This is a genomic window from Alphaproteobacteria bacterium (genome assembly GCA_025210155.1).
Classification (GTDB): Bacteria; Pseudomonadota; Alphaproteobacteria; order Rs-D84; family CASDRH01; genus JAOASE01.
Genome location: JAOASE010000007.1, coordinates 39,708 through 58,619 on the forward strand (window position 1 = coordinate 39,708; position 18,912 = coordinate 58,619).

The 18,912-nt window shown below is 29.5% G+C and carries 23 protein-coding genes and 1 tRNA gene; 12 read left to right on the forward strand and 12 right to left on the reverse strand.

Annotated elements, in window-relative coordinates; translation table 11 throughout:
* Positions 1-21: 21 nt before the first annotated feature.
* Positions 22-504, reverse strand: coding sequence for a hypothetical protein (locus N4A44_03040; protein MCT4552618.1), 483 nt, complete (start codon positions 502-504; stop codon positions 22-24).
* Positions 505-631: 127 nt separating this feature from the next.
* Positions 632-1,006, reverse strand: coding sequence for a hypothetical protein (locus tag N4A44_03045; protein ID MCT4552619.1), 375 nt, complete (start codon positions 1,004-1,006; stop codon positions 632-634).
* A gap of 219 nt (positions 1,007-1,225) precedes the next feature.
* Here N4A44_03045 and murF point away from each other — a divergent pair, with 219 nt between their 5' ends.
* Positions 1,226-2,656 (forward strand): UDP-N-acetylmuramoyl-tripeptide--D-alanyl-D-alanine ligase, encoded by a 1,431-nt coding sequence (gene murF / locus N4A44_03050; GenBank protein MCT4552620.1) that lies wholly within the window; start codon positions 1,226-1,228, stop codon positions 2,654-2,656.
* Between the two features lie 13 nt (positions 2,657-2,669).
* On the opposite strand, the gene N4A44_03055 is transcribed toward murF, so the two are convergent.
* Together N4A44_03055 and N4A44_03060 are read right to left on the reverse strand one after the other, a co-directional pair.
* On the reverse strand, positions 2,670-3,209 hold the full coding sequence (locus N4A44_03055; protein ID MCT4552621.1) for a phosphatase PAP2 family protein: 540 nt from the start codon (positions 3,207-3,209) through the stop codon (positions 2,670-2,672).
* A gap of 132 nt (positions 3,210-3,341) precedes the next feature.
* Positions 3,342-3,506: a hypothetical protein gene (locus N4A44_03060; protein ID MCT4552622.1), complete on the reverse strand. Its 165-nt coding sequence runs from the start codon at positions 3,504-3,506 to the stop codon at positions 3,342-3,344.
* A 111-nt stretch (positions 3,507-3,617) separates the two neighbouring features.
* On the opposite strand from N4A44_03060, the gene N4A44_03065 reads away from it, so the two are divergent.
* Together N4A44_03065 and N4A44_03070 are read left to right on the forward strand one after the other, a co-directional pair.
* Positions 3,618-4,376 carry a LytTR family transcriptional regulator gene (locus N4A44_03065; GenBank protein ID MCT4552623.1) on the forward strand — a complete coding sequence of 253 codons (759 nt, stop codon included), beginning with the start codon at positions 3,618-3,620 and terminating at the stop codon, positions 4,374-4,376.
* Between the two features lie 471 nt (positions 4,377-4,847).
* A tRNA-Gly gene (locus N4A44_03070) sits at positions 4,848-4,924 on the forward strand.
* Positions 4,925-4,991: 67 nt separating this feature from the next.
* On the opposite strand, the gene zupT is transcribed toward N4A44_03070, so the two are convergent.
* A complete protein-coding gene (zupT, locus tag N4A44_03075) occupies positions 4,992-5,801 on the reverse strand; it encodes a zinc transporter ZupT (protein MCT4552624.1) in 810 nt (269 codons plus the stop codon).
* Between the two features lie 115 nt (positions 5,802-5,916).
* Here zupT and N4A44_03080 point away from each other — a divergent pair, with 115 nt between their 5' ends.
* From N4A44_03080 to N4A44_03090, 3 genes are all read left to right on the forward strand, one after another.
* Positions 5,917-6,291 carry a hypothetical protein gene (locus N4A44_03080; GenBank protein MCT4552625.1) on the forward strand — a complete coding sequence of 125 codons (375 nt, stop codon included), beginning with the start codon at positions 5,917-5,919 and terminating at the stop codon, positions 6,289-6,291.
* Positions 6,292-6,424: 133 nt separating this feature from the next.
* On the forward strand, positions 6,425-6,733 hold the full coding sequence (locus tag N4A44_03085; GenBank protein ID MCT4552626.1) for a hypothetical protein: 309 nt from the start codon (positions 6,425-6,427) through the stop codon (positions 6,731-6,733).
* A 191-nt stretch (positions 6,734-6,924) separates the two neighbouring features.
* A complete protein-coding gene (locus N4A44_03090; GenBank protein MCT4552627.1) occupies positions 6,925-7,779 on the forward strand; it encodes a hypothetical protein in 855 nt (284 codons plus the stop codon).
* Between the two features lie 115 nt (positions 7,780-7,894).
* Here N4A44_03090 and N4A44_03095 read toward each other — a convergent pair whose 3' ends face one another.
* Positions 7,895-8,335 carry a hypothetical protein gene (locus N4A44_03095; protein ID MCT4552628.1) on the reverse strand — a complete coding sequence of 147 codons (441 nt, stop codon included), beginning with the start codon at positions 8,333-8,335 and terminating at the stop codon, positions 7,895-7,897.
* Between the two features lie 164 nt (positions 8,336-8,499).
* Here N4A44_03095 and N4A44_03100 point away from each other — a divergent pair, with 164 nt between their 5' ends.
* The gene (locus N4A44_03100) at positions 8,500-9,324 is read left to right on the forward strand and encodes a prephenate dehydratase (protein ID MCT4552629.1); all 825 of its coding nucleotides are present in this window, start codon (positions 8,500-8,502) and stop codon (positions 9,322-9,324) included.
* 26 nt (positions 9,325-9,350) lie between these two features.
* Here N4A44_03100 and N4A44_03105 read toward each other — a convergent pair whose 3' ends face one another.
* The 5 genes from N4A44_03105 to N4A44_03125 form a co-directional block, all read right to left on the reverse strand.
* Entirely contained in the window at positions 9,351-9,866 is a 516-nt protein-coding gene (locus tag N4A44_03105; GenBank protein MCT4552630.1) for a hypothetical protein, read from the reverse strand.
* 183 nt (positions 9,867-10,049) lie between these two features.
* Positions 10,050-11,216, reverse strand: a complete 1,167-nt coding sequence (tgt, locus tag N4A44_03110) for a tRNA guanosine(34) transglycosylase Tgt (GenBank protein MCT4552631.1) — start codon at positions 11,214-11,216, stop codon at positions 10,050-10,052.
* Positions 11,217-11,385: 169 nt separating this feature from the next.
* Positions 11,386-11,592: a hypothetical protein gene (locus N4A44_03115; protein ID MCT4552632.1), complete on the reverse strand. Its 207-nt coding sequence runs from the start codon at positions 11,590-11,592 to the stop codon at positions 11,386-11,388.
* 442 nt (positions 11,593-12,034) lie between these two features.
* The gene (locus tag N4A44_03120; protein MCT4552633.1) at positions 12,035-12,205 is read right to left on the reverse strand and encodes a hypothetical protein; all 171 of its coding nucleotides are present in this window, start codon (positions 12,203-12,205) and stop codon (positions 12,035-12,037) included.
* 124 nt (positions 12,206-12,329) lie between these two features.
* On the reverse strand, positions 12,330-13,880 hold the full coding sequence (locus N4A44_03125; protein MCT4552634.1) for a hypothetical protein: 1,551 nt from the start codon (positions 13,878-13,880) through the stop codon (positions 12,330-12,332).
* A 251-nt stretch (positions 13,881-14,131) separates the two neighbouring features.
* On the opposite strand from N4A44_03125, the gene N4A44_03130 reads away from it, so the two are divergent.
* The 5 genes from N4A44_03130 to N4A44_03150 all read left to right on the forward strand — a co-directional run bounded on the left by N4A44_03130 (position 14,132) and on the right by N4A44_03150 (position 17,893).
* The gene (locus N4A44_03130; GenBank protein MCT4552635.1) at positions 14,132-14,827 is read left to right on the forward strand and encodes a hypothetical protein; all 696 of its coding nucleotides are present in this window, start codon (positions 14,132-14,134) and stop codon (positions 14,825-14,827) included.
* Between the two features lie 177 nt (positions 14,828-15,004).
* Complete coding sequence (locus N4A44_03135; protein MCT4552636.1) at positions 15,005-15,691, forward strand: hypothetical protein; 687 nt, start codon at positions 15,005-15,007, stop codon at positions 15,689-15,691.
* Between the two features lie 110 nt (positions 15,692-15,801).
* Positions 15,802-16,122: a hypothetical protein gene (locus N4A44_03140; protein MCT4552637.1), complete on the forward strand. Its 321-nt coding sequence runs from the start codon at positions 15,802-15,804 to the stop codon at positions 16,120-16,122.
* Between the two features lie 156 nt (positions 16,123-16,278).
* Positions 16,279-16,947: a hypothetical protein gene (locus N4A44_03145; protein ID MCT4552638.1), complete on the forward strand. Its 669-nt coding sequence runs from the start codon at positions 16,279-16,281 to the stop codon at positions 16,945-16,947.
* A gap of 124 nt (positions 16,948-17,071) precedes the next feature.
* Positions 17,072-17,893 (forward strand): hypothetical protein, encoded by an 822-nt coding sequence (locus tag N4A44_03150; GenBank protein ID MCT4552639.1) that lies wholly within the window; start codon positions 17,072-17,074, stop codon positions 17,891-17,893.
* 241 nt (positions 17,894-18,134) lie between these two features.
* Here N4A44_03150 and queA read toward each other — a convergent pair.
* Positions 18,135-18,912 (reverse strand): tRNA preQ1(34) S-adenosylmethionine ribosyltransferase-isomerase QueA (gene queA / locus N4A44_03155; GenBank protein ID MCT4552640.1); only part of this gene is annotated, 778 nt, incomplete at its 5' end.

The window sequence follows — 18,912 nt, forward strand, 5'->3', positions numbered from 1 at the left end:
TTACACTCCTTATTATTTCCTTCAATTTAATTTACCAAAATCTAATCCTTGAGATTTAATCCCAGCATCCATCATATCCATAATACTTCTCATAAATATAGGATTCTTTAAATCTTTCTCCGACCTAAAATCAAAATCATCCGGATAAGAATACTTAAAGAAATACCAAACCGACATAGAAGATTTAACCTCCAAGTTCCCAAATTCATCAATTTCTTTAACTTCCAATATAGATAAATCCGATATAGAAAATTCATCAAAAATTTTCTGATACTTGTCTATGTTCGCTTTCAAATCAAGTATAAATTCTTTAGCCCACTTCTTATCAGAACAAATCTTAGGCAAATTAGGACCTACAGTCCCAATCATTTTCTGTAAATTCAAAAGATTTATTCCCAAAGTAACAAAGGAATCAAAAGATTTATTTCCACTATTCAAAATAGTATCAATAGATAAAATACTCTTTTCTATAATCTTAACTAATTTCTCAATTTTTTTATTCATGCAAATATAGGTTTAAACAATATATTAGGAATATATTATTAACTTTAAAAACAAAATTCAAGAAGATTCATATAGTTACAAAAAAAGAGGTTGTATAACAACCTCTCCTTCCAATTCGTTTCCCAAATTATGCCCTATTAAAAACATTGTCTGGAATAGGACTATCAATTGCCTTAAAGAATTCTTCTGTTTTGATAAAATCCTTCCAATATTTATTCCCAACAAGCTCTTGGGAAAAAGGATAGGCTGTCATCGAGCTAGAAACAACACAAATTGGGCTGTTAATACTAAACTTTAACCTATCGAAATCTTTAATTGTAACCTCTTCTAAAAGAGATTTAGCTTTTTTCAAATTATCTTTAATTTCGGAAGACTCTTTTTTTCTCTCCTTCAAGGAAACCATTCCTCGCCCAAGAGAAACATAATCATCAAAATTAATACACTTACCAGCTAAAACAATAGCATTCATAAATTTTTCGAAATCAATAACTTTTTCAATCATCAGGTTTAAATTTAACGGAGAAAAACACTCCAATTCAACATTTAAAATTTTTTTCACAACTATAAGATAATAATCTTCAAGAAATAAATCAAGGATTTTTTCCAATTTTATTTTTTTATCAACACAAAACAAATTACAATCTAAAATAATAATTTTTTTCAATTTACATATAGAACAAATTCATATAAAATTTAGGACAAAGAATAAGGGAAAAGAATTATGTTAAAATTTACCATAAAAGAAATAATAGAAGCTCTAAAAGACAACTTCAAAGGAGATATAAATCTATATAAAGACAATTTCAATCATGAAATAAAATTACTATCAACTGACTCTCGCGAAGCTGCATCTAACGAAACTTGTTTCATAGCCCTTAAAGGTAAAAGAGCCGACGACCAAGAAGTAAATGCCCACAGATTTGTAGAAGGAGCATTAAATAATGGTTCATACGCAATAGTATCAGAAGACTTCCCTAACCTTTCAGAAGACAAACAAAAACAACTTATAAGAGTTAAAGATACTATAGATGCTTTCGGTCAGATAGGAAATCTACACAGACAACAATTCAAAGGCAAACTAATAGGAATAACAGGAAGTTCAGGAAAAACTTCTACTAAAGACATGCTTAAAACAATATTACTAAGCTTCGGTAAAACATATGCCACACCTAAAAACCTTAACTCTCAATTAGGAGTACCCCAATGCCTTATAGATATGACTAAAGAGAATTACGACTATGCAATCATTGAAATGGGTATGTCTGGCATAGGCGAAATGAAAAAACTAACTTCATACACGCAACCAGATATCGCAATAGCAATAAACGTATACCCTATGCACCTAGAATTCTTCAAAAGTATAAAATCTATAGCTGCTGAAAAAGCTTCAATATTTGAAGGACTTAAAGACAATGGAATAGCAATATATAATGCTGACAGCCAATGCGCAGATATTCTATCAGAAGGAGCTCAAGAACATAACAACTTCAAAAGTTACGGAAGAAAAGGAAGCGACATAAGTTTAATATCAGAAGAAGATACTATTTTAACAATCAAAACTTCTTCAAACGAAACCATCTCATATGAGATACCTGAAAACAACCTTGCATTCAAATATAACTCTATGAGTACTATGTGTATATGCCAAGCTCTTGGTCTACCACTAAAAGAAATCTCTAAAAAATATAAAGAAATTAGATCATCTGATGGACGTGGAAAAATTAAAAATTTTACAATAAACGAAACAAAAAACATAAAAATAATAGATGAGTCTTACGGTGGCGGGCATGCTGAAGCCATGATAATAGGCTTAACAAGACTTCAAAACAAAGCTTCTAAAGGAAGAAAAATAGCTATCATAGGAAATATGGCTGAACTAGGAATAGCGACCGAAGAAGAACATAAAAAAGTTGGACAATTCATAAACACAATGAAACTAGATAAAATTATACTTATCGGCGAAAATACTAAAATAATTCAAAACGAATTAGATAAAAATAAAACAGATATAACAACGTTTTATGACAAAATAGATGAATTACTTCCTAACATAGAAAACAACCTTCAAAACAATGATCTTGTATTCATAAAGGGGGCCCACTACTCTTCCCAAGTTTGGAAAATAATAGATAAATTTGAAACAACAAAATAAACTCAAAAGCTTACTAACTTGTAAGCTTTTTTTCTTCCTTGTTAAAAAATCTAAATAAGATTTCGGCACATATTATACCAAGCAAACTTCCTGCTATAACATCAGACAAATAATGAGCCCTCAATATAAGCCTACTAAAAGCAACTAATGTAGCAAATGAATAAGCAAATATTTTAATAACCCTAGACGTCTTCCCATCAACATAAAACAATAATAATAAAATCGTTACAAAAGTAAATATTGAGGAACTATGCCCTGATGGGAATGAAGAATTAGAATATCCAACTCCCAAAAATGGTTCAAAACCAAAGTTCCCACATTTCAAATATTCTTTAAACCTATACCTTCCAATAGCAAACTTAAATAACTGAACTATCAAACCACTAGATAAAATAACCTTCAACTGTAAGATAAACTTAAATTTAAGTTCTCTCAAAGAAGTCTTAAAAATTAAGTAATTCAAAAGATAAACCACCACTGTTATAGCAAACATATATAATGGTTCTGCAAAATCATTTAAAAATTTATAAACATAATATATATTACTAGTCATATACTTTTTTAAAAACATAGCAAAACTTAAATCCACATAACAAAATAAAAATATAAAACAACAACTTAATAAAAATAATACCCCTAAAAACTTGAGATTTTTATACATAACAACTCTCCAAAATTTAATTAATTAAAAAAATTTATAAAACCTATCTAAAAAAGTTTTATCACCAGAATTAACCAAAACCATATCCATAAAATATGCAATAAAAGCCAATGGTATAAGCACCAAAGCTAAAACAAATAATAAATTACCCTTTATTAAAAGTAGTAATACCTTCATTTTCATATACATTAATAATCTCCTTACTTTTATACTTGCAAAAACATATTGAAATAAAATGAAATAGATGTAAAATCGATTTTAATAAAATTAGTAATAATTTTTTATAAAAGGAATTCGTCAATGACAAAAATTTGGAACAAATACCCATTCCATAAATTCATAAAAGAGAACTATTCTTATATGATTATCCTAATAACTTGTTTTCTAACAGAAATCTTTATAAAAGTATCTGACTATCTAGAAGATCCAAGTTACAACAAGATAGAACAATTATTACATGCCTTTGAAATACCTATGTTTATCCTTTCATATATATTCATTGAAAACAAAATCAAACACGTAATAAAAAATAAATTTATTAAAGCTATCTCTATAATATCAATTATATCTATAGTCTTCTGCTCTATGCAACTAGCCTTTTTTCACTTTATAGGATACGAAGAAAACTTCGATATAAAAAGTGAGGTATTATTAGAAAGCACAGAAATATTCTTTTTCCTATCAATGGTAGCATTAATAAACTTCATAAATAAAAAATTCCTTCTATCACACATATTAGAAGGAGATAGAGGTTTCCTTGCAAAAATACCTGAACATAAAAGAGATAGTATATTTATGATAAAATCAAACGAAAACTATATTGAAGTATTCTTCGAAGATAAAATAGAAACTATTAATTACAGATTAAAAGATGCAATTAAAGAAATGCCTGCTAATATGGGAATACAAATTCATAAATCATACTGGATCAACAAATCATACTTCAAAGAAATTTCTAAAAAGAATAATAAAAATTACATAACATTAACAAACAGCTTAGAAATTCCAATAGGAGGAACTTTCTTAGCTTTAATAAAAGAAAATTTTAAAAAAATATAAAAAATAGAGCCTTGGAACTTTTTCCAAGACTCTATCTAAACGCTGACTGATAATTAGCAAGAAGGTTGTTGTCCCATTACCTACATTTCCCCCTCTGCTACGGACTTTACACTATTCAAAAAAAACTTTTTAACTACTATTTTAAAACAATATTTTAAAAATAGATCAGCAACGCAATAACTTTTACATGTTTGGTTTATTAGGAATATAAACAATTAAAATATAAAATCAAGATAAAAAATAAAGATTAACAGTTAAAGAAAGGAAAAATTACAAGGATTTATGAAAAAAATGTAAAAAAACAAAAAATGGGTATTGAAACTTTTCCGTATTCAAAGTTAATGAGGAGCGGGTCTAGCGACGAATTATACAAAGAAAGGAAAAATTACAAGGAGTTACAAAAAATATTAAAAAAAATGCATTTAGGGTATTGACTTTCGAAAAAGAATCCATATAATAACACCATATTAAGCGAATGTAGCTCAGTTGGCTAGAGCGCAACCTTGCCAAGGTTGAGGTCGAGGGTTCGAGCCCCTTCATTCGCTCCAAAATTTCAAAAGATAGATTAATTTCTATCTTTTTTTATTTAACACAATAATATAACTAATAATATTCCTAAAACATAGCTAAACTTATAGCCATTACTAACATACCTGAAAACAATCCTAAGATTGATAAATGATGCTTTCCATATTCTCTAGACGCAGGCAACAACTCATCAAAAGATATATAAACCATAATTCCGGCAATTCCAGCAAATACAAACCCAAGCAAAATATCATTCAAAAATGGTCTAAGTATCGCATAACCTATCAAAGCTCCAACAGGTTCTGCTAAGCCAGATAAAAATGAATAGTAAAACGCCTTTTTCCTATCTCCTGTAGCATAAAATATAGGAACTGATACAGATATCCCTTCCGGAATATTATGTATTGCTATAGCAAAAGCTATGGAAATAGCTAAATTAGGGTCATGAAAAGCAGACATAAAAGTTGCAAATCCCTCAGGAAAATTATGTAAAGCCAATGCTAAAGCTGTAAACAAACCAATTCTCATCAACTTTCTACTATCTTTTCTACCTACTTTCAATGCATTAAGCTTTTTCTGATTCTTTTCAAATTCATGAGGATTTTCTATATTTGGTATAATCATATCTATAAATGCAGTTAATAAAACACCAAAGAAAAAAGCTCCAACAGTTATCCACTCAGATAAATTACCTCCTAAATTATTAGAAATAATATGCTGAGCCTCAGGTAGCATTTCAACCAAAGAAACATAAATCATAACCCCTGCTGAGAATCCCAAAGAAACAGATAAAAATTTAATATTAGCCTTCTTTATAAAAAAAGCTATAGAAGAGCCTATTCCCGTAGAAAGCCCTGCAAATAAAGTTAGTAAAAATGCAAACCAAAAAGTATTCATAACAAAATAATATCAAATTTTAACCATAAAATCTATAATTTTTAAAACATTAAGTTTGAAACTTTCAATCTAATATTCTAAACTAACAGCAATTATAAACATTAAACAAATAAGAATGGAAACAAATATAAACATTAAAGGTTTAATTATTGAAATTTCCTTTACATATGAAGATGGTAAAAAAGTTTCATACTACTCTCTATACTTAATTAGAAAAACTTTCTCAAACCTTATCAAATATTTGGTATATGTAGATGAAAAAGATCAAGTTTTCTTTAAAATCTACTATGATGTAGGCATTGATGACTATATATTAACTGAATATTTCGAAAGTGGATTAAAAGTAAATGGTTCTTATGTAAGCGAAGAAGAATTTAACGAAAATATTGAAAGTAAGAGATTTCGACCAGAGGAAACCGCGGCATTTAAGGAATTAATTAAAAAATTAAAGTCTAAAGAAGCCATTCCAGAAACAAATGAAAAAATTTAAAACACCTAAAGCTTCTCTAACGAGAGGCTTTTTATTTAAACAAAATAAAATATTGACAAATAAAATTTTAATACTATTATTAACCCCAGACTCAATTTAAAACAATTTAAATTTAAACCTATACATTGATTTTATGAAAAGTTTAAACGTTCGAGCTACGAAAGTGTTATTATCATTATTAGCCATAACTATCATGGCATGTGTTAATACCCCTGCTTCAGCTGCTAATATAAGCACTGAACAGCAAATAGAAAATTCTTTTTATTCAAGACCTAAGAAAAAAAGAAATAATAGCAAACGTAAAAAACATAAGATTAAGAAAGTAAAAAGAAAAAACTCCAGAGTTAGTCCTAGAAAAAAGAGTAACAAAACAGGAAAAGTAAAACACAAACCCTGCAGGAGTTCCAAACATAGAAATTATGATATGTTTGGCAAAAAGTAACAAATCAACGCCCTTCTCCTATGAGGGGCGTTTTTAAATAATAAAACACCTATCAAAAGTTTCATTACAAATCACAAATAATTATAAATTAAACTCTTATCATAAAATCATAAAAAATTAAAAACCCTTTGATTTAATTCTAAATTTTTGATAAACTTTTCTTATGGGGAAAATAAAAGAGGATTAAAATCATGAAAAATAGAATTATGATAACTGCCTTAGTCAGTCTAACTTTTACAACTAATAGTTTGTATGCTTCTGAAACTCCAACAGATTTAGAGATCAATAAAAGTATAGAAAAAAAAGAAAATCTTCCTTTCGCAATAAACAACACAGTAAAAGAAAGAGATAATAGCAAGAGGGATATGATTGTCCAAGTATATGGAGAAGGTATCGACGAAAGTGGAAAAATAGTAGATACTAGAAAAAAACATAAAGAAATAAAAACGATCAATAATAACCGCGCCTTCAAAAACATCTATAAAAACAATCACAAAAAATATCTTTCCGACAAAAAATACGAAATTGAATATGAGATCAACGATCCTAATAAAGTTAAAAAAGTAACTAAATTCAAAAAACTAGAAAAAAATGAAGATAATAAAAACATTGAATGGGTGCCAACTAGCTCAGACAGATTAATAAAGGATGATACTTACAGAGAAGGAGAAATAAAATCCGTATATGAAGGCGAAGACAAAAAATCTCAGAAAGTAATAAATAAATTCCAAAAAATAGAAGATAAAAGAATCTCTCAATCTTATTCAACCGAAATAAAAAGCAAATTTAACGAAATCGCCATAAAACAGGATACTAGAGGAAAAATAGTTGAACTAAAAAATCTTCAATCAGAAATCAATAATAATCCTGAAATTTCAAATTCCGACAAGAAAAAACTTCTTAGAAAAACAAAACAAGAAATCAAATTCACTAAAAAAAATCTAATAGATAAAAAAGTTAGAGATATGAATTGTAAAAATAAAAAAACAGGTAAAGAAAAAAGGCGATGCAAAAAACAAGCTAGAGCTGAAATAAAATCTTTATAAAAAATAAAAGGGGCCAATTTTCCGATATTAGCCCCTTTTTCCCGAATAGTCGGAAACTATGAAAACCTTCCCTACGCGTTTCACAGCCTCCTGGAGTCTGCCCCCCTGTCATATTTTAACTTACTTCAACGGTATCTTCACCGACTGAAATAAGGCTCAAATTAGGATTGTTCTTCCGAATTAATTTTTTTAAACTCAAAGGACAAATAACCTTCTCCAGCTTTTTGTTATAAGAAACATTAAGGCTTTTGATTTTATTTTCATCCAAATTCAAAACTTTTAATTTTTTCAGATATTTAATCCCAGGCATATCTTTTACTTTAATGCCGGAATTAGATAAATCCAAAACTTCAGCTTCCTGAATGCTTTCTATAGTGAAAACTCCAGGATAGTTTTTCTGAGAAAACTCCACAAGTAAGGTAAGTTCCTTAACTTTAATAGAATTATCTACTTGATTAATACTTTCATTCTCAAGAGGTTTTGAATTCTCTTTTCGAATACTGCTATGCCCTACAAGAGAGATACACAACAACAATAAAAAAATAATTTTTTTCATGGTATATTTTGTTTAGTTAAACTTCAAATCTTATTTATAATAAATTTATACACTCTCAACAATTATTTGTCAAGTAAAAATGTCAAAAAAATATTTTTTATCCTCTTATTTTGACTTTCAAAAACAAATCCTTATAATAAAACCTCAAAAGAAAGGAAACTTTAATGAGTAAAATAGCATATCAAGGCACAACCGGCGCCTATTCTAACGCAATCTGTATAAAATCACACCCAGAACACGAAGCAATTGGGTTTAATTCCTTTCAAGACTGCTTTAACGCCCTTTCAAACAAAGAGGTAGATATAGCGATGATACCTGTAAGAAACTCCATAACTGGTAGAGTTTCCGAATCTCATATAATACTTCCAAAACTAGAAGGGCTAGAAATAGTCAAAGAAATAAAATTTGCTATTAATCACTGCCTTTTAGGAAATAAAGATAGTTCCCTAGAAAGCATCCAAAGAGTATATTCACATCCTCAAGCACTTATGCAATGTAAAAAACATATTGAAGATATCGCTGCAAGCCCTAAAACCTTCTCAGACACAGCTGAAGCTGCTCAATATATAAAAGGTAAAGGAAACAATGAAGCAGCATCTGTATCATCAGAAATATGCGCTGAACTATATGACCTAAAAATCCTAGCAAAAAACTTTCAAGACAAAGCTGGTAACGCAACTACATTCTTCGTATTCAAAAGAAAAAATGGAAACACTCCAGAATTTGATAACACGAAATCATATACATCTTCTATAATACTAACAACTAAGGAAGGTCATTCTCAATTATACAAAGCATTAGGAGCCTTCGCTAACCACAATATAAATCTAACAAACATAGAAAACTTTACTGGCGGACAATATGCAAAGTTTTTCCTATCATTCGAAGGACACATCAACGAAGAAAATTGTAAAAAATGTCTAGAAGATCTAAAAGAACTTTCTCAAGAAATAAAAATACTAGGCTCTTACGAAACTATCGAAATATAAAAAAGCTCCCAACTGGGAGCCTCTTTTTAATCTTTAACATTCAAACTTAAAAACCTATCAAAATAGATCGTATAATTGTTTTCAGGAATATCATCCATAGTATAGATTTCTTTAGACGGTGTACTACCTCTATAAGACTCTCCATATTTTTTTAAAATAATTTTAGAAGATTTTTTTTCATCCAACTTATCACTAATATCTATTCCCTTAACTGACGGAACAACGTCAACAACCTCTTCTATTTCATTATCAGACTGCTTCAAACCAACCAAGCTGTTTTCCTCTAAATCATAAATTTCTTCTATTAGCATTAATTTTTCAACGGAAACTTCATCAAGATAAGGCTCAACAAAGTTTATTAAATCTTTTTGAAGCTCATCTATAACAATAGAATAATCATCACTATTAGAATAATTCTTTAAAAGATTTGTCATATTCATATCAAGTTCTTTCAAACTTTCTTCATCCAAAAGAAACAAATCTATAGGTATTAACATATTAGGACTTTGAAATTCCTCTTCTGCTATTAATTTTTTATCCATTATCTCCCCTTTTCCCATTCTCCATAATAAAAAATATCAGAAAATCAAATAAATGTCAAAGTCTTTCCAAAAAAGGATTAAAAACCTAAGGTTTCTAGGGATTTAAAGCACAACCTCTAAAACTATAAATAATAGAAAAAATGATTTTTTAAAAAAATCCCCGAACAAATCGAGGATTTTATATTAAGACTTAATATTTTTATCGTGACTCATTTCTCTATGAGTAAAAGTATTATTAGTCATAAATTCTTCAGCCCAAGCTTCAAACTCACCAGCTTCTATTTTCTCACGTATAGTAGCCATTAACCTTTGATAATATCTAACATTATGCTGAGACAACAAAGTATATCCTAAAAGCTCCTTAGCCTTAAATAAATGATGCAAATAAGCTCTTGAATAATTCTTACAGCAATAACAATCACACTCAGCATCTAAAGGAGATGAATCTTCCTTATGACAAGAGTTATTAATATTCACTGTTCCCATACCAACAAATGCTTGCCCTGTTCTACCTGATCTAGTAGGCATAACACAGTCAAACATATCAATACCTTCTCTAACAGCACCAACAATATCATCTGGCTTACCAACACCCATTAAATAACGAGGCTTATCTTCTGGCAACTCATCACAAATATATGAAAGTACATCAAACATAACTTCTTGAGGTTCTCCAACTGCCAAACCACCGACAGCATAACCATCAAAACCAATCTCTACTAACCTACGAGCAGACTCTATACGTAAATCCTTAAAGTCAGCTCCTTGCACTATACCAAATATACCATAACCATCTCTATCCACAAAAGCATCCTTAGATTGTTGTTCCCATCTCATAGATCTTTCCATACTCTCCTTAGCATATTCATAAGTACAAGGCATAGCAGGACACTCATCAAACGCCATAGTAATATTTGAATCTAACTTATATTGAATATCTATAGACTTCTCAGGTGTAAGAAAATGTTTTATACCACCGTCTAAATGAGATTGAAACTCTACACCATCTTCTTTAATCTTTCTCATACCAGCAAGAGACATAACTTGGAAACCACCGCTATCAGTAAGAATAGGTTTATTCCAATTCATAAACTTATGTAATCCACCCATCTTCTCTACAATATCAGCACCAGGTCTAAGCATTAAGTGATATGTATTACCCAATAGTATATCAGCCCCTGTATCATCTACCATCTCTGGAGTTAATGCCTTAACTGTCGCAGCAGTACCAACAGGCATAAAAACAGGTGTTTGTATATCACCATGAGCAGTCTTCACTACCCCTCTTCTAGCCTTAGCATTTCCATTACCTTTTTCAGCATTCTTTAATAAATCAAATTTAATAGCCATAAACAATTTCCCTTATATAAGATTATTAATACGAAGTGATTATACTCCCATCCAAAAATATAGCAATAAAAAAAGCCTAACCCTCGGACAAAGGTTAGACTTAAAACTTAGTATGAGCAATATACCAGTTGTTTTATCAATAACTATTTTATAAACTTAATAAGGATCGTTATCCTTTATTATCTTCTTGATCGAAACTACCTGTTCCACCATAATTTTTATAAAAAGGCACTTTTCTTTTGTGCTCGGCATCATAACTGTCAAATCCAAAAGAATTACCTTTAGGATCTTCTTTTTGAAAGGCATGTTGCCCAACAATACCGATAAACACATCTGCATTTGCAAAAGCAAAACTTGAAGTCGTTTGATTTCTCATAACTCTATTGTTTTTTAGGTTTAAACTATATTAACAATATCAAATCTACTCCTTTTATATGAAATGTCAATGAATAAAAATATATTCCTATCAAAACACAACTTTAAGACAATGTATTAAAAAAGCCCCTCTTTAAAAATAAAAGGGGACTCTAACATTAATCTAATCTATTAAATCTATCTTATGAAAAGAAAATTCAAAAATACAACAATAAAAACATTATATCATAATTATATATCCTATACAAACGAAAAAAGGCCCCTACTATTAAATAGTAGAAGCCCTTTCCCTTTTTTTTAACCTTAATATGAAAAATGCCCCTTGACATCTCCTTCAAAAATATTTGTACAAAACAATTATAACATATAATATAAAATATACAAATAAAAAAAGACCTCTTTAAAAAAAGAAGTCCTTTAAACTAACCTAAAATATAAAAAAATTAATTCAGCTGTGATAATTTTGCAGCAACATACTGCGGATCCTCGTTAGGATCATCCCACAACCGTCTTAAAATATCATCTTCGGAGCTTGCCTCAACAGGAATTACTCCTTTTTCTTGCTGTTCGTGTATATGTATTACTACATCACAATGTTTTTCAAAATTTCCCATCAAAATCAGGTTTAAATCATTAATAATAACACAACTCTATAATATTAAACAAAAAATTGCAAGAAAAAAGAGCTCTGTCAATAAAACAAAGCTCAGTTTCCCCCTTTTACAGTATAGCCTACTACTATTCAACTATACTATTTCCACCCTTAGCCCTTTCGGCTATTTTATCACCAGACATAAGATTTTCCCCTTCAGCCTGATTAAACTCTTCTTCAAAATTATCCTCACCTTCAATAACATCTAAACCACTATAATAATATAACATATCATAAGATTTAGTCTCTATATCATTCTCTTTATTGAAATCCTCTATTTCCTTTCTATTAATCTTTTCTTCTTCTTCAACTCTTTCTTCCATAGTTCTAATCATAGCATAAAGAGAATTATCCCTTTGTGCTAAATCTATAAATAAATCTGAAGTCTCCTTAGTCCTAACTTTATCATCTAAAATTAAAGTATTAATTAATTTACCCTCAACACAATATATAGCAGAACCACTTTCATAAGGTAATAAGCACTCTTGTAATTTTAAATATTCTTTTTTATCACTATCATAAAGCCCCTTGATTTTATTAACCGCAAATTCATTAAAATCATTTCTTAATATGTCGGCAACCTCTTCATATTCACCTGGATTATTACTATCTACAAAACTCAATAACTCTTTATCTTTCTGAACCTTAAACTTCCATAAAACAGATAACACCTTATAATTAACACTGCTTCTAGACATATAGGTTTCTTGACCATTAGAAATACTATCCTCTATAATAGAATATATACAAAAATCCTTTAAATATTTATCACATTCTAAACAAAACTCGTCTGATGTATATTCAGATAAAGTAGAAAGTCTCATTTTAACTTCAATAAAATACTTATCAATATTCTTAAACATATAATCTAAAAACTTTTGCTCAAGCATATTAATAATATCTATTTTTCTATCTTTATCAAAAAGATGATTAAAAGTAAATCTCAATAAATTTTTAAAATCATCCAAACTAGAATCTTCTAAAGAAAACTCTTCCCAAAGATCATCTATCCTTTTATCTAGTATAGAATGTCCCCTATCACTAGCATTAAAAAGATCTTTAACTGAAAGAATCAAAGCTAACTTATCCAATTCAAACTCTTCAACATTTTCCTCTATAAAATCCAAAGATTTATTTTTAATATCAGCCAATAATTCCTCTTGAATCTTTGTATTTCTAATAGGAGCAACATAATTATCAATATCTCTATCTAACTTATCGTCAACACTTTCAAAAACAGGAGCATCTTCATTACCTAAAAATGCAAGTGAATAATCATAATTATCCCAAAAACCCACATAATACCTTTGATCCAAAACATCTATAACTTCATTCTTTAGACTAGGATCATCAATCCAATTAGCAAGAGCATACTTTCTTCTTTTGAAATCATCTTCATCAGCTGTATTATCCGCTTCTTCTTCCTTCTCAATATCCTTTAACTTAGAAACAATAGCATTATCTACTTGATCAGCAACATCAACCAAAACATATCTTTGTATACTAGCCATCTCCCCCTTAAATTCAGGAGTATCAATATTTTCTTTTTTTATATCCGATAATAAATTTCGCAAGATTAATTCTGGAATATTTAATCCTTCAGAATTATTTTCACTAGAATATCTTTCTTCAGTCATGACAAGGATCCTTTTTCATAAAAGTTTTTCTCCTCACAATCATTTATAGAACTATAAAATAGAAGTGTCAATTAAAATATAAATTTTAAAATAAAACTAAACTTTTCTCTTGAAAAACCAAAACGAATCAGTAGTATATCCCTACTAAATAACTTTAAACATATATTCCTATTTATTAAAATGTTAATAAATAGTACTAAATATTAAACAACAAACTACAAGTACGATTTAAACCTAAAATTTAAAAAAGAATGAAAGTTAGAAAAACATTAGTAAGCATCATTGTGTTAATATTCCTAAGTCTTTCTGGATTATACTCTCAAAGATATACTCCAATAGAACTTAAAAAAGTAACACATCTAAAAGAAATTAAAAATCTATACCAATATGGTGATTTCGATAAAAAAGAAGAATATAAAAATCTTATGTGTTTTACGGTAAAAGACTTTGTACTTATTTTTGATAGGTTTGAAAAGAAAAATCCTAAAACATTCTATTTCTTTAACAGCACAAATGGAGAATTAATCTTCAACAGCAAAGAAAATAAGATTAACTTTATAGGATCTTTTATTGATGAACACAAAAAAATACACCTTCTATTTAAGGATAAAAAGGATAAAATGTTTATGTATAATGGTGAAGATGAGTTAACCGAACTCTCTCTACCAACACACATAACCAATCCTAAACCTGTTACAATTATAGACGAAGAAATACTCTGGACAGATGGAAGGACTTTTAAAGTTTATAAAGGAAAACACGCTATTTCTGGTGTTAGAGCTAAAATAAAGAGATCCATCTATAGCTTAGAACTTGGAGATCTTAAAGAAAACTTCTACTCTGCCTTAAGAGGTAGTGAGGGTTTTGGCTTTAAAGAGAAAAAAGAATACGCTGAAAAATTATTCTCAATCAAAAAATCAGCTGAAAAATATGGAATTGATTTCTAATCAACGAAGATTTTGAGGGATAAATACCCTCCTACTAATTTTTTTCACAGTCTGAAGCCTCCTAACGGGGGCTTCTATCTTTTTATATCCCTGTACAAAAATACTTATTGACAAACAATTTGCCATAATCTAAAATTGTCGAGTAAAAACAATGTAAACCACCTAAAATTTATATAAATGAAAAGTAAAATAACATTATTAATTTCATTAGTCCTTATATCGTTAACATCCTTTGCCCAACAGAAAGAAACTCTGGAAGTAAAAGATATTAAAAATCTAATTGATTTAAAAGACGGTGAACTAAGGAAAAAAGAAATTGTAAAAGGATTAAGATGTATATCCATAAAAGATTACACCCTAGTCTTTAAAGATAGCTTTTTTGATATGTCTGTATTCGATACAGAAAGCGGAGAATTTTTATTTAACACACAAAAACCTGTAGCAGAAGCCTCAGGCAAGAAAACCGGTAAATTAAAATATATCGGCAGCTTAATTTCCAATAACGGAGATGTAAGCATTCTTTTTGTGAATAAAAAGAACGAAATGAGCCTATATTCCAAAAATAAACTAAAGGCCATTACCCCTCCTGAAAACATCAAAAATCCCCTACCTTTAACAGTATTCAATAATGAAATTATATGGTGCGATCATATTTCAAAACAAGTTTTCTATAATGGAGAGCCGATGAAATACGTATCATGCAAACTAGAACGAACTCTTTTCAGCATAATTCCTGAAAATTTAGATACTAACTTTAGATATATGTATCAAGGAGATTATAATGAGAAGCGAGAGCTATCAAAAAAAATAAAGTTAGCACATAGTCTTTCCATAGAGCATGGTGAAGATATTGCATTAAACTAACTTTTCAAAAAAATTAAAGTCCCATCTTGGGGCTTTTTTTTATTTTATTGACAAAAAAAGAAATAAACGTAGTATATGAAGAAATTAAAAAATTTAAACCTCTTTTACATATGAAACAATTATTAATAATTCTTATACTGCTACTGATTGGTATAAGTCCTGCCATTTCTAGCGAAACTTTCTCTTTAAATAATAATAGTATAAGCTATTTCGGAGATAAACCTCCTAAAAGAGATAAAAAAAAGGCTGGAAATGGAGCTATAAGTTGCACAGCCCGAGAAAACTATAACTTCTTTAAAAATCCTAAAAGATTTAAAAAAAGAAAACGTTATCAGTTTAATAAACTTCAAAAAAGTAAAGTACTTAGAAGAAAAAAACGGCTCAAAGCAATGAGATCCAAAAATTATCGAACAAGACATAAGAAAGTATAATAATACTTCCCAAGTCTAAAAAAAAGCTCTCCTCCCCGGAGGGCTTATTTTTTACCCAAATCCCTACCCTAGACCCTTTTTTCTTGACAAATATATTTTATTATACTATGTTATTGTCAAGAAACGTTTAATTAGTAAACCCTTAAATCACATAAAATGAAAAAATTAATAGCATTTACATCGTTGCTATGCCTTTTAGCAATTAATAGTTCGTTTGCAAAAACAAACATTAATAAAATCAAAAATCTAAAAGACATAAATGGAAAATACGAAACTGGAGATTTCCAAAAATACCAAGTTCGTAACGGAATTGAAATAACCGTCATCAAAGAATTCACCATTTTAAATGACCGTAATGACGAATACAATGATAGATTTGCCTATGTATTTGATACAGAAAGCGGGGATCTACTTTTTAAGAAAGATCACCTATCACATTGTTTCACTTCTGACCAGGGCGAAGTTTTCCTTTGTTTTAAGAAAAAAGAGAATTACCTTATTATCTCTAAAAACAACAAAGAAGAAGTCACCCCTTACAAAATTGGTAAATACGATTTCGGTCTACCCGTTGGAAAAGCCGGCAATCAATTCATTTGGAATCACATTAATAGAGAAAACTATTTACAAAGGATTTCTATTAATGGACAAACTCTGGATAAAATCGAATTAGAATCTGACAGCTCCCTACTAAAATTTTATTTAGAAGACGCTGAAATAAACGGATCCTTCGATTTTGGACTTTCCTGCGATCAAAAAAATAAAGAAATTGCTGAAATGTTTTTAGCTATAAACGAAAATGCCAATGAATTTGGCGTTAACTGGTAAATTTTTCATATTTTATTTCTCCCTGATACATTAATTTGTTGATGGGAGTTTTTTTATCTTTTTTCTTGACAAATATATTTTATTATACTAAAATCCTGTCATAAACCTAGTAAAATTTAAAAAAATGAAAAATTTAAACATCACTTTGGCAACAACAATCATTATTGTTTTAACATTATTATCAACCTCTTGTGGTAGCCGATCAGGCAAAAGACAAGTAGAAATGGAAAAGCGAAGGATTGAACAAGCCGAACTAAAAAAGTTAAGAGAAAAGTTTACAGCCGACAGTATTGCCAACGCAGAGCTTGAGGCAGAAGAAAGAGAAACCGCCCGATTACACGAGATATCAATAAAAATTGATTCTCTGAAAAAATTTGGTTACGAAAAAAACTCAATCAAAGAATTTGAAGACCGTGAAATTCATATAGATGATTACACTATCATTAGTAAACCATTCAATGAATACTACACTCTTCTTTTTGAAGGAAATAAATTTGTTAACCTAATCAACGGGAATCTGAAAAAATTCTATTCAAATGACGAAGTATTTCTTTATTGGACATTCGCCAAAAATGGTGATCGTAAAATAAAGATACATTCTAAATCCTACAAAGGGTTAATTAAACTTCCTGTTTACGGAGAAGACACTTATGTCTCTTATCCTGTCGGAAAAATAAAGAATGACTTTATATATAGAATTTATGGAGAAACTTCAGATTTAATATATAAGGGAAAACAAATAGTTATAAACCATGGTTCTTCTTTCGACATTAATTCCGGGAAATTTATCATTGAAGGAAATAAAACCTTCAATGAAGATGGTACCGAAGATAGTAATTACGACTTTGGACCAGATTGGACAAGACAAGAAAGTAACTTACTTGCCTCCCAATTAATGGCTATTAATAACAATATAGAGCTAATAGAAGTTCTAGCCATTAAGTAGGCAATCTTATCTTAACATAAAAAGACCTCCCATAAGGAGGTTTTTTTATTTCTCAAATCTTAATATTTACAAAAATTTTATCTAATTATCAAATAAACAAGTATTTTGCTTAAGATTTTCGTAAAAAACGAAATAATATCTTTACAAGTATTTTGTGCGAGTAGATGAAAAAATGATTGAAATTTTTGATATTGTGTATAACAAATACTCAATTGTCGAAAATTAAAATTATTTCTTTCGATTAATCGTGCAAAAGACGAAGTAAAGAACTATCTCCATACGAATAAAACCTGTACCCATTCTCTATAGCGTGACTATATGCCGCCTTCATCTCATCAACCCCTGCAAAAGCAGATACCAACATCATTAACGTAGACTTAGGCAAGTGAAAATTAGTCATTAAATAATCAGCCGTCTTAAACTCATATCCAGGAGTAATGAAAATATCTGTTTCACCTTCAAACTCATCCATTCTACCAGTCTCTTGATTAACAGCACTCTCTAACAATCTTAAAGACGTAGTTCCTACACCTATAACCTTACCACCGTTATCCTTTACAGAATTAATCTTATCAGCAGCTTCCTTAGTAATAACACCATACTCAGAATGCATTTTATGCTCATCTAAATTCTCAGTCTTAACCGGTTGGAAAGTACCAGCCCCAACATGCAAAGTAATATAAAGAACATCTACACCACGAGCCTTAACCTCTTCTAACAATTCCGGCGTCCAATGTAATCCAGCTGTAGGAGCTGCAACACTACCATCATTCTTAGCATATACCGTTTGATAAGTATCTTTATCTTCAGTGGTTTGTTCTCTCTTTATATAAGGAGGTAAAGGCATTTCACCTAACTTTTCAAACCAGTCATACATAACTGCCCCACCTTCATTAAATCTAAACAGAACACCACTCTCATCATCCTTAGCAACAACTTCTGCATAAAAAGCCCAATCCTCAGAATCAAATACTATTCTATCCCTGACTCTTATACACAACTCCGAGCCCACGAGACGC

Coding starts and splice junctions, on each gene's coding strand:
- N4A44_03140 (MCT4552637.1), top strand. CDS start 15,802: ATGAAACAATTATTAATAATTCTTATACTGCTACTGATTGGTATAAGT.
- N4A44_03085 (MCT4552626.1), top strand. CDS start 6,425: ATGAAAAGTTTAAACGTTCGAGCTACGAAAGTGTTATTATCATTATTA.
- N4A44_03145 (MCT4552638.1), top strand. CDS start 16,279: ATGAAAAAATTAATAGCATTTACATCGTTGCTATGCCTTTTAGCAATT.
- N4A44_03080 (MCT4552625.1), top strand. CDS start 5,917: ATGGAAACAAATATAAACATTAAAGGTTTAATTATTGAAATTTCCTTT.
- murF (MCT4552620.1), top strand. CDS start 1,226: ATGTTAAAATTTACCATAAAAGAAATAATAGAAGCTCTAAAAGACAAC.
- N4A44_03060 (MCT4552622.1), bottom strand. CDS start 3,506: ATGTATATGAAAATGAAGGTATTACTACTTTTAATAAAGGGTAATTTA.
- N4A44_03135 (MCT4552636.1), top strand. CDS start 15,005: ATGAAAAGTAAAATAACATTATTAATTTCATTAGTCCTTATATCGTTA.
- zupT (MCT4552624.1), bottom strand. CDS start 5,801: ATGAATACTTTTTGGTTTGCATTTTTACTAACTTTATTTGCAGGGCTT.
- N4A44_03095 (MCT4552628.1), bottom strand. CDS start 8,335: ATGAAAAAAATTATTTTTTTATTGTTGTTGTGTATCTCTCTTGTAGGG.
- tgt (MCT4552631.1), bottom strand. CDS start 11,216: ATGGCTATTAAATTTGATTTATTAAAGAATGCTGAAAAAGGTAATGGA.
- N4A44_03040 (MCT4552618.1), bottom strand. CDS start 504: ATGAATAAAAAAATTGAGAAATTAGTTAAGATTATAGAAAAGAGTATT.
- N4A44_03065 (MCT4552623.1), top strand. CDS start 3,618: ATGACAAAAATTTGGAACAAATACCCATTCCATAAATTCATAAAAGAG.
- N4A44_03090 (MCT4552627.1), top strand. CDS start 6,925: ATGAAAAATAGAATTATGATAACTGCCTTAGTCAGTCTAACTTTTACA.
- N4A44_03105 (MCT4552630.1), bottom strand. CDS start 9,866: ATGGATAAAAAATTAATAGCAGAAGAGGAATTTCAAAGTCCTAATATG.
- N4A44_03150 (MCT4552639.1), top strand. CDS start 17,072: ATGAAAAATTTAAACATCACTTTGGCAACAACAATCATTATTGTTTTA.
- N4A44_03130 (MCT4552635.1), top strand. CDS start 14,132: ATGAAAGTTAGAAAAACATTAGTAAGCATCATTGTGTTAATATTCCTA.
- N4A44_03045 (MCT4552619.1), bottom strand. CDS start 1,006: ATGATTGAAAAAGTTATTGATTTCGAAAAATTTATGAATGCTATTGTT.
- N4A44_03115 (MCT4552632.1), bottom strand. CDS start 11,592: ATGAGAAATCAAACGACTTCAAGTTTTGCTTTTGCAAATGCAGATGTG.
- N4A44_03055 (MCT4552621.1), bottom strand. CDS start 3,209: ATGACTAGTAATATATATTATGTTTATAAATTTTTAAATGATTTTGCA.
- N4A44_03125 (MCT4552634.1), bottom strand. CDS start 13,880: ATGACTGAAGAAAGATATTCTAGTGAAAATAATTCTGAAGGATTAAAT.
- N4A44_03120 (MCT4552633.1), bottom strand. CDS start 12,205: ATGGGAAATTTTGAAAAACATTGTGATGTAGTAATACATATACACGAA.
- N4A44_03100 (MCT4552629.1), top strand. CDS start 8,500: ATGAGTAAAATAGCATATCAAGGCACAACCGGCGCCTATTCTAACGCA.